Below are 7431 nucleotides of genomic sequence, written 5' to 3'. Positions count from 1 at the left end.
CTCGGCCGCCGATTCGGCCGGCGGAACCTGCTGCTGGCCTGCATTGTGATCTTCACGATCAGTTCCGCCGCCTGCGGAGCCGCTTCGAATCTTGGCACCCTGATCCTTTTTCGCATCTTGCAAGGGGCCGGAGGCGGCGGACTCCAACCGATCTCGCAAGCGATCCTCCTGGAAAGCTTTCCGCCTTCCAAGCGGGGACAGGCGATGGGCCTCTTTGCTCTCGGAGTCGTGGTCGCACCGATCCTCGGCCCTCTGCTCGGCGGCTGGCTGACGGACAATGTGAACTGGCGCTGGTGCTTTTTCATCAACCTGCCCGTCGGCCTGCTGGCCATCCTCCTTTCGGCCCTCTTCGTCGAAGATCCTCCTTATCTCCGGAACAACCGGCCGACCAAGGTCGATGTCTGGGGGTTGTTCTTCCTGACCATCTGGCTCGGCTGCATGCAGGTGCTTTTGGACAAGGGACAAGAGGACGACTGGTTTGGGGCCGTCTGGCTGCGCTGGATGGCCGGGCTTTCTTTCTTGGGCCTGATCGGCTTCGTGATCCGCGAACTCTCCGCACGCGAGCCGCTGGTCGATCTCCGCATCCTCAAGGACAAAAGCTTCGCCACCGGCGTCAGCTTGGTCTTTCTGATCGGCATCGTCCTCTATGGAACGCTCGCCGCCCTTCCGCTCTTTCTCCAGACCCTGATCGCCTATACGGCCTTTCAGAGCGGAGTTACGGTAAGCCCCCGCGGAATTGGCGCGGTGGCCGGAGCGATCTTCGCCGGCCGGATGCTCGGGCACATGAGCGCCCGCACAATGGTCGCCCTCGGCTTCTTTCTCCTGGCCGGCTCTTCGTTTCTCATGGGGAACTTCGATATCGAGATCTCTCAATTCAATGTAATCGTGCCCAACCTTCTCAACGGCTTTGGAGCTCCGCTCGTCTTCGTCCCGCTCACGACCGCCGCCGTCATCACGCTGCGCCGGGAGCAGATGGGGAACGCCACCGGTATCTTCAACCTTTTCCGAAACATCGGCGGAAGCGTAGGCACTTCTCTCATTGCGACCTATTCCCAGCGCTTTGCCCAGGTTCAGCAAAATTTCCTAGCGGGCTATTACACGCCCGAGAACCCCAACTACCGGGACGCCCTTGCCTCGGTCCAGGGGTATCTCGCGACTCAGTCGGGAACGGTGCCGGGAGCGCAGCAGACCTTGGGAGTGCTCTACCGCACCCTCACCGATCAAGCGAGCCTCTGGGCCTATGTCGACATCTTCCAATGGTCGGGTTATGTCTGCCTGGCATCGCTGCCCCTGGCCTTCTTCCTGGCTCCCGCGAAGGGCAAGCCGCCGGCCGAGGGGATCATGCATTAGCCTGCATGTCTCGGAAGCGTTCTCCTGCTGCCTGCCGGCCCAAGAATTGGCTTGTAATGAAAGTCGCTCGCAGCCAAGAAAGTTGTGGATATGGGTCGTTTCTCCATTCATCGGGTTTGGGCTCGGCAGGTTTTGGATTCCCGCGGCAATCCGACGCTCGAGGCCGAAGTCGTCCTTGAGGAAGGAACCCGTTCCCGGGCGATGGTTCCGTCCGGAGCGAGCACGGGCGTCAACGAGGCGCTCGAGTTGCGGGACGGGAACAAGGCACGCTACGGGGGCAAGGAAGTCGGGAAGGCGGTCCAGAACGTACAAAAACGCATTGCGCCCTGCCTGCAAGGGCAGAACGCACTCGATCAGCAGGAGATCGATCGCCTGCTTCGTGAGCTCGACGGCACCGAGAACAAGAGCAACCTGGGTGCCAATGCCATGCTCGGAGTTTCGCTCGCGGTAGCCCGGGTAGCCGCGGCCGCCTTGGGCATTCCTCTTTATCGGTATCTCGGAGGAACGGGGAGCGCTCTCCTGCCCGTACCGTTCGCCAATGTTCTCAACGGGGGAGCCCACTCCGATGCTCCTCTCGATTTTCAGGAGTTCATGATCGTGCCGCGGGGTGCTCCCACCTTTTCGGAGGCCATCCGGTTCGGAGCGGAAACCTTTCACGCGCTTCGCGTTCTTCTCCGGGAGAGGAACTTGGGGACCGGACTCGGCGACGAGGGAGGATTTGCTCCCAATCTCTCTTCGGCCGACGAGGCGCTGGAGCTGCTCTGCACCGCGGTGGAGCGGGCCGGGTATACGCCCGGCAAGGAGATTTTCTTCGCCATGGATCCGGCGGCGAGCGAATTCTTTGACCAGAGTTCGGAGGCTTACGTCTTTCGGAAATCCGACCAGAGACGCATGCCAGCGGTTCATCTCGTCGAATATTACAAAGAACTCTGTGGGCGGTTCCCTCTGATTTCCATCGAAGACGGAGCCGCGGAAAACGACTGGGAGGGATGGAGGCTCCTGACGCGCGAGCTCGGAGCATCGGTGCAGTTGGTCGGAGACGATGTCTTTGTGACCAATCCGGAATTTCTACGCAAAGGAATCGCGCAGGGAGTCGCCAACTCGATTCTGATCAAGCCGAATCAAATTGGGACCCTTTCGGAAACCCTGGAAACCGTCGATCTTGCGAAGAGAAGCGGATACGGCGTGATGCTCAGCCACCGGTCGGGAGAAACTGAGGATCCCTTTCTCGCGCACCTGGCGGTCGCTTGCAATGCCGGTCAGATCAAAACGGGCTCCTTCGCCCGCTCCGACCGGATCGCCAAATACAACGAGCTCCTGCGGATCGAAGAGGATTTGGGGAAGAATGGCCGATATGGGCACTGGTAACGTGACGGTCGGTGTGCCGCCTTTTTCCGGCAAGCATCGGCCATAGCTGCTCGCGCAGGAGCGGAGCACGCAACATGAAGGGCGGCACGGTCTGGGCAAAGCTGAGCCATCTGCTCGGGCTCGGCATCTTTTTCGCCGGCGGAGCTCTTCTCCTGACGGCCTTTTGGCCGCTCGTGCAGCAAATCGATCACCTGGAGCGCCAGAAGGAGCAGGTCCAACGGGAAGTCGCCGTGGAGCAGGGTCGCAATCGAGATCTCAATCTCCAACTCGAGTTGCTCCAGTCGGACCCGAATTACCTCAGCCGAATCGCCCGGGACCGGTTGAGCATGGGCAAGAAAGGGGAAATCATCTTCCGTTTTGATCCCTTCCCCCTCCCCTCGGATCGAGAGGCGACCGGCAACAGGTAGGGCTAGGCTACGATCTTTGTGAGACGGGCAGGTTAAACAAAGAGACCGGCAATTCCATCGGTCAAAAGCCGACCCTCGGGGGTGAGTCGGAAGTTTCCTTCCGAGAGTTCGGCCAAGCCTTGCCGGGTCAGGGCGAGAGCGGCATCCGAGTTCCCGCCGATCCAAGAGGCGGGAATCCCGCCGCTCGTCCGAAGACCCAGGAGCAACCGTTCGCGTTGTCGTTGTTCCTCCGAGAGCGGTTCGTGTTCCCTCGGAGGATCCTGGCCTGCCGACAATGCCGCAATGTAGCGCTCGGTATCCCGACGGTTCTGCCAACGGCAGAGCCCAACCGTCGAACAGGCCCCGGGACCAAGCCCGAGATAGTCGTTCCCCTTCCAATAACCCTGGTTGTGCCGAGACGCACAACCCTGTCGGGCGTAGTTGGAAATCTCGTACTGCCGATACCCTGCGTCTTCCAAGAGCCGCCAGGCGGTTCGATACATTTCGATCGATCGATTCTCGTCTTCGGTCCAGATTCCCGCAGCGCGCGCTTTAAAAAAAGGAGTATCCTCCTCATAGGTGAGCTCGTAGGCCGAAATGTGCTCGGGTCCGAGCGCAATCGCTCCTCCCAAGGTCTCGTGCCACGAAGCGGGCGACTGGCCTGGGACCGCGAAAAGCAGATCCACGTTGATATTCTTGAATCCGGCATCTCGCAGGGTCCGGACCGCCTCTTTCACGTCCTCCGCGGTATGCCGGCGTCCGAGCGTGCGGAGCACCTCCGAATCGAGAGACTGGACGCCCAAGCTCACCCGACCGATCCCGAGCTCGCGCCAAGCCACTGCTTTTGCGGGAGTCACCGTTCGAGGATTCGCCTCGAGCGTCGCCTCGATGGCCTCCCACGGATGGAAGGCTTCCGCAAACCGACGGAAAGCGTCGAGAGGCAGCAGCGAGGGAGTTCCTCCACCCAAGTAGAGCGTTTCAGCTTCCACGGGGTAGTCCCGGGAGACCCTCTCCCACTCCCGCAAAAGGGCATCGAGGAAGGTGCGCATCTCCGAAGCCGAGCCGGTATGGACGTAAAAGGCGCAGTAGGGACAGATTTTTGCACAAAAGGGCGTGTGTACATAGAGATGCCGGATCGGTTGGCGGCGCGGCGCCGGCTCGGCCGGATCCAAGCGTTGAGAGACCACGAGAAACCATACGACCCGATCCACCGATAGAAAGAAGACTTTTCTGTCCCTGCTGCCGACGCAGCTGCTTGTGACCAGATGCAGCCTGCGCTAGGTTTTCCGTATGGCTTTTTCCGATCAACTTGCCGAGGGAAGCTTTCCCTTCTTCCGGGAGCAAGCCCGGTTTCGCTCCCTCCTGGAACCGAAGACCGCTCCGGAGCTGGAGGCCATGGCGCAGGAAGCACACAACCTGACGACTCAGTTCTTCGGGAAAACCGTCCGGCTCTTTGCTCCGCTCTACCTCTCGAACGAATGCGTCAACGTCTGCCGCTATTGCGGCTTCTCGAGATCTAACCCGATCCTCCGGCTCACCTTGAGCCCGGAGGAGGTGGAGAGCGAAGCGCGCTGCCTGGCCGAACAGGGCTTCCGCTCCATCCTCTTGGTCGCCGGAGAGCACCCAAAGTGGGTCAGCCCCGGCTATGTCGCCTCCTGCATCCGGAGGATCCGGCTTTATTTCCCGTCGATCTCCATTGAGATCGCACCGCTGGAAACCGAGGAATACCGGGAGATCGTCGAGGCCGGGGCCGAGGGGGTGGTCATTTACCAGGAGACCTATCTCCCGGAAGCCTACGCCTCTCTCCATCTCTCCGGACCGAAACGCGACTTTGTCTGGCGACTCCAAGCTCCGGAAAGGGCCTATCGCGCGGGGTTCCGCCGGATTGGAATCGGCGCTCTCCTCGGCTTGGCGCCCTGGCGTCAAGAGGCCTTCGCCTTGGCGGCCCATGCCGCATGGCTTCTCAAGCATGCCTGGCGCTCCTCCTTGACGCTCTCGCTGCCCCGGCTCCGCCCGGCCGCAGGGGGCTTTTCACCGGAATATCCCGTTTCCGACCGAGAGTTCGTCCAACTCCATTGTGCGCTGCGGATGATTTTTCCACAGGTCGCACTCGTTCTCTCCACCCGGGAGGCCCCTTCGCTTCGCGAGCGGCTGATCCCCTTGGGCGTCACCCTGCTGAGCGCCGGCTCCCGGACCGATCCCGGCGGCTACACGGGCGCGGGCAGAGAGCGGCTCCATCGGACGGTTCACGGCCGGCTCGAAGCGCTGGCTTCTGCGGAATCGGCGGACGAGGCGACAGGGCAATTTTCGCTTTCCGATGAACGCCCCCCTCGCGTTATCGTCGATCGGATTCGGGAACTCGGCTACGAGCCTGTCTGGAAGGACTGGGAAGAATGCCTGACGAACAACTCGTCCGCGTAAACGGCAAAGAGCAGCGAGTCCCATCCGGCACCACCGTCGCAGAGCTCCTGCGCTTGCTCGGCTACCCTGCCAAGGTCGTTCTGGTGGAATTAAATCAAGAAGTCCTTCCGCGACGGGACTGGACCGAACGTCAACTCAAGCCCGGCGACCGGTTGGAGCTGCTTCGCGTTGTCGCCGGTGGCTAGCCACGAATCTACATCGATCCTAGAGCGTTTCCCCCTCAGTAGGGAGGAGGCGGAGGTGGAGGGGGCGGTGGGCCATCGCTATCCGCCGGCGGATAGGGCGAATTTCCCGCAAAAGGAGGGGGAGGGCCATCCGGGTAAGCGGGGGCCGCAGGCGGGCCGGCCGGTGAAGAAGATCCGTACGGCTCCTGGGTAGGCAACGGAGGCATGGGCGGAGGACCCGAGCCATCCGAAGGATAGCGCGGCATCGCCGAAGAGCCACCCCCGGGATTATTCAAGTTGCCGCCGTAAGGGGCTGGGTTGGCAGCCCCCGAAGAGCCCCCCGCCAGGAGAGTGAGCCGCTGTTGTGCTTGATCTTGCAGATCCTGCTCGTATTGGGAAAGGAGCTGTTCCCGCGTATTGCGCTCGGCGGAGGATGCCTGTCGCTCGTAGCTATGCCGCTCGGCTAGCGCCGCCTCGTACTGCTTCTGCTGTTTCTGATGGGAGTAGACGCCTCCCCCCAGGGCTCCAAGGAGCATTCCCACTCCGGCGCCTATGGCTGCACCTTCCCCGCCGCCAAACATGGCACCCCCCAAGGCGCCCCCGGCCGCTCCGATGCCGGCTCCTTCTCCCATCGTGGTCGGCCCCCCACTCCCGGCTCGGAAAACATCGGGCTTCCGCACATAGGAGGGCGCATTATTCATGACTTCCCGATACTGCTGCCGCGCCCGCCGCTCAATCTCCTTCAAATGCTGGACGAATCGATCCCATCGCTGCTCCTCGAGCGACTGCGCCTGCTCGACCTCGGGGCTACTCCGCAGCACCACCCGCATGTCGGTTCCTCCTTCGCTCGGAGCGGGCGCCGCAAAGGGCAGCGGTGAGGCCGGGACAAATTTCCACGATCCATCCTCTCTCGGCGTTGCCACCGCCTTCCAGGCAAACGGAAACGGAGTCCCGGGAGTCAGCGAAGCCAGCGGCTTCTTGCGGTGGAAGAGGTATTCCTGGCCCGGGGCCTGATCCTGCGTCAGAATCAGATCCTTCAGGTGCCGGCGAGCCCACGAGCGCTCCGGGGAGGGAATCTCGCTCAACCGTTTCCTCAGGTTGGCCGCATCCAAGTCGGCAATCGGAACCCAATACTGGTCATTTTCGGCCACGACGGTGGCGTCGTAGGCAAGGTTCCAGGAGCCATCGGCACCCTTCTGCTCCTGGTTCGGCTTGAGGGAAACCAGCGTAATTCCCCTGGGAAGTTCTTTCCGGAGCGCCGCCTCCGCGTCGGCGAGGGTCGGCTTCTTTTCGAGGGGAGGCTCTTCCCTCTTCTCCAGCAGAGGGGGACCATCCGTTCCGGCCGTCGAACTCCCTTTGTCCAGCGGGCTTTTCGGGCCGAACAAACCGGCGAGGAACGGCCCGAGCGTCAGAAACGACCCGACGCCCAGAAGGCAGAGCCCCGCAACCAGCAAAAACAAAAAAAGCAGCTTCCTTCGGCTTCCCGCCCTTCTCCTTCGAGCCGACAAAAGCTCGCTGCCGCATTCCGGACAGACGAAGGATGCTCCCTGCGGGACCTCGACATAGGTTCCGCCAAGGGAGCACTCCCCGACGTTGGGGCATTTCCCTCTTTGGACGCGACCGGATGCGGTCTTGGGGGAAGGGTGGGGAATGTCCGCGTTCGAAGGAGAGGCTGCCGGTCGCGATCTCGGTTTCACCTCCGCATCGGGATCAATCAGATCGCTCATGCGCCTCCTGGATCA

The 7431-nt window shown here is 61.9% G+C and carries 7 protein-coding genes; 5 read left to right on the top strand and 2 right to left on the bottom strand.

Going from position 1 to position 7431, the window contains the following annotated elements:
* From MAMT_RS01305 to MAMT_RS01295, 3 genes are all read left to right on the top strand, one after another.
* Positions 1 to 1350, top strand: a 1350-nt coding sequence (locus MAMT_RS01305; RefSeq protein ID WP_142659140.1) for a DHA2 family efflux MFS transporter permease subunit, incomplete at its 5' end; no start/stop codon positions are given.
* 90 nt (positions 1351 to 1440) lie between these two features.
* Positions 1441 to 2718 carry a phosphopyruvate hydratase gene (eno, locus tag MAMT_RS01300; protein ID WP_142659139.1) on the top strand — a complete coding sequence of 426 codons (1278 nt, stop codon included), beginning with the start codon at positions 1441 to 1443 and terminating at the stop codon, positions 2716 to 2718.
* A 74-nt stretch (positions 2719 to 2792) separates the two neighbouring features.
* The gene (locus tag MAMT_RS01295) at positions 2793 to 3125 is read left to right on the top strand and encodes an FtsB family cell division protein (RefSeq protein ID WP_142659138.1); all 333 of its coding nucleotides are present in this window, start codon (positions 2793 to 2795) and stop codon (positions 3123 to 3125) included.
* A gap of 32 nt (positions 3126 to 3157) precedes the next feature.
* Here the strand turns inward: MAMT_RS01295 and hemW are convergent, their stop codons facing one another.
* Positions 3158 to 4315, bottom strand: a complete 1158-nt coding sequence (gene hemW / locus MAMT_RS01290) for a radical SAM family heme chaperone HemW (protein WP_178086840.1) — start codon at positions 4313 to 4315, stop codon at positions 3158 to 3160.
* A 79-nt stretch (positions 4316 to 4394) separates the two neighbouring features.
* Between hemW and thiH the strand changes: the two genes are divergently transcribed.
* Together thiH and thiS are read left to right on the top strand one after the other, a co-directional pair.
* Entirely contained in the window at positions 4395 to 5525 is a 1131-nt protein-coding gene (gene thiH, locus MAMT_RS01285; protein WP_142659136.1) for a 2-iminoacetate synthase ThiH, read from the top strand.
* Positions 5498 to 5710: a sulfur carrier protein ThiS gene (gene thiS / locus MAMT_RS01280; protein WP_142659135.1), complete on the top strand. Its 213-nt coding sequence runs from the start codon at positions 5498 to 5500 to the stop codon at positions 5708 to 5710. The genes thiH and thiS overlap by 28 nt, the downstream gene beginning before the upstream one ends.
* 35 nt (positions 5711 to 5745) lie before the next feature.
* Here the strand turns inward: thiS and MAMT_RS01275 are convergent, their stop codons facing one another.
* Positions 5746 to 7416, bottom strand: coding sequence for a hypothetical protein (locus tag MAMT_RS01275; protein WP_142659134.1), 1671 nt, complete (start codon positions 7414 to 7416; stop codon positions 5746 to 5748).
* Between the last annotated feature and the right edge of the window lie 15 nt (positions 7417 to 7431).

This window comes from Methylacidimicrobium tartarophylax (assembly GCF_902143375.2).
GTDB classification, from domain to species: domain Bacteria; phylum Verrucomicrobiota; class Verrucomicrobiia; order Methylacidiphilales; family Methylacidiphilaceae; genus Methylacidimicrobium; species Methylacidimicrobium tartarophylax.
This window is presented reverse-complemented; position numbering and strand designations above follow the sequence as displayed.

Coding starts and splice junctions, on each gene's coding strand:
- eno (WP_142659139.1), top strand. CDS start 1,441: ATGGGTCGTTTCTCCATTCATCGGGTTTGGGCTCGGCAGGTTTTGGAT.
- MAMT_RS01275 (WP_142659134.1), bottom strand. CDS start 7,416: ATGAGCGATCTGATTGATCCCGATGCGGAGGTGAAACCGAGATCGCGA.
- MAMT_RS01295 (WP_142659138.1), top strand. CDS start 2,793: ATGAAGGGCGGCACGGTCTGGGCAAAGCTGAGCCATCTGCTCGGGCTC.
- thiH (WP_142659136.1), top strand. CDS start 4,395: ATGGCTTTTTCCGATCAACTTGCCGAGGGAAGCTTTCCCTTCTTCCGG.
- thiS (WP_142659135.1), top strand. CDS start 5,498: ATGCCTGACGAACAACTCGTCCGCGTAAACGGCAAAGAGCAGCGAGTC.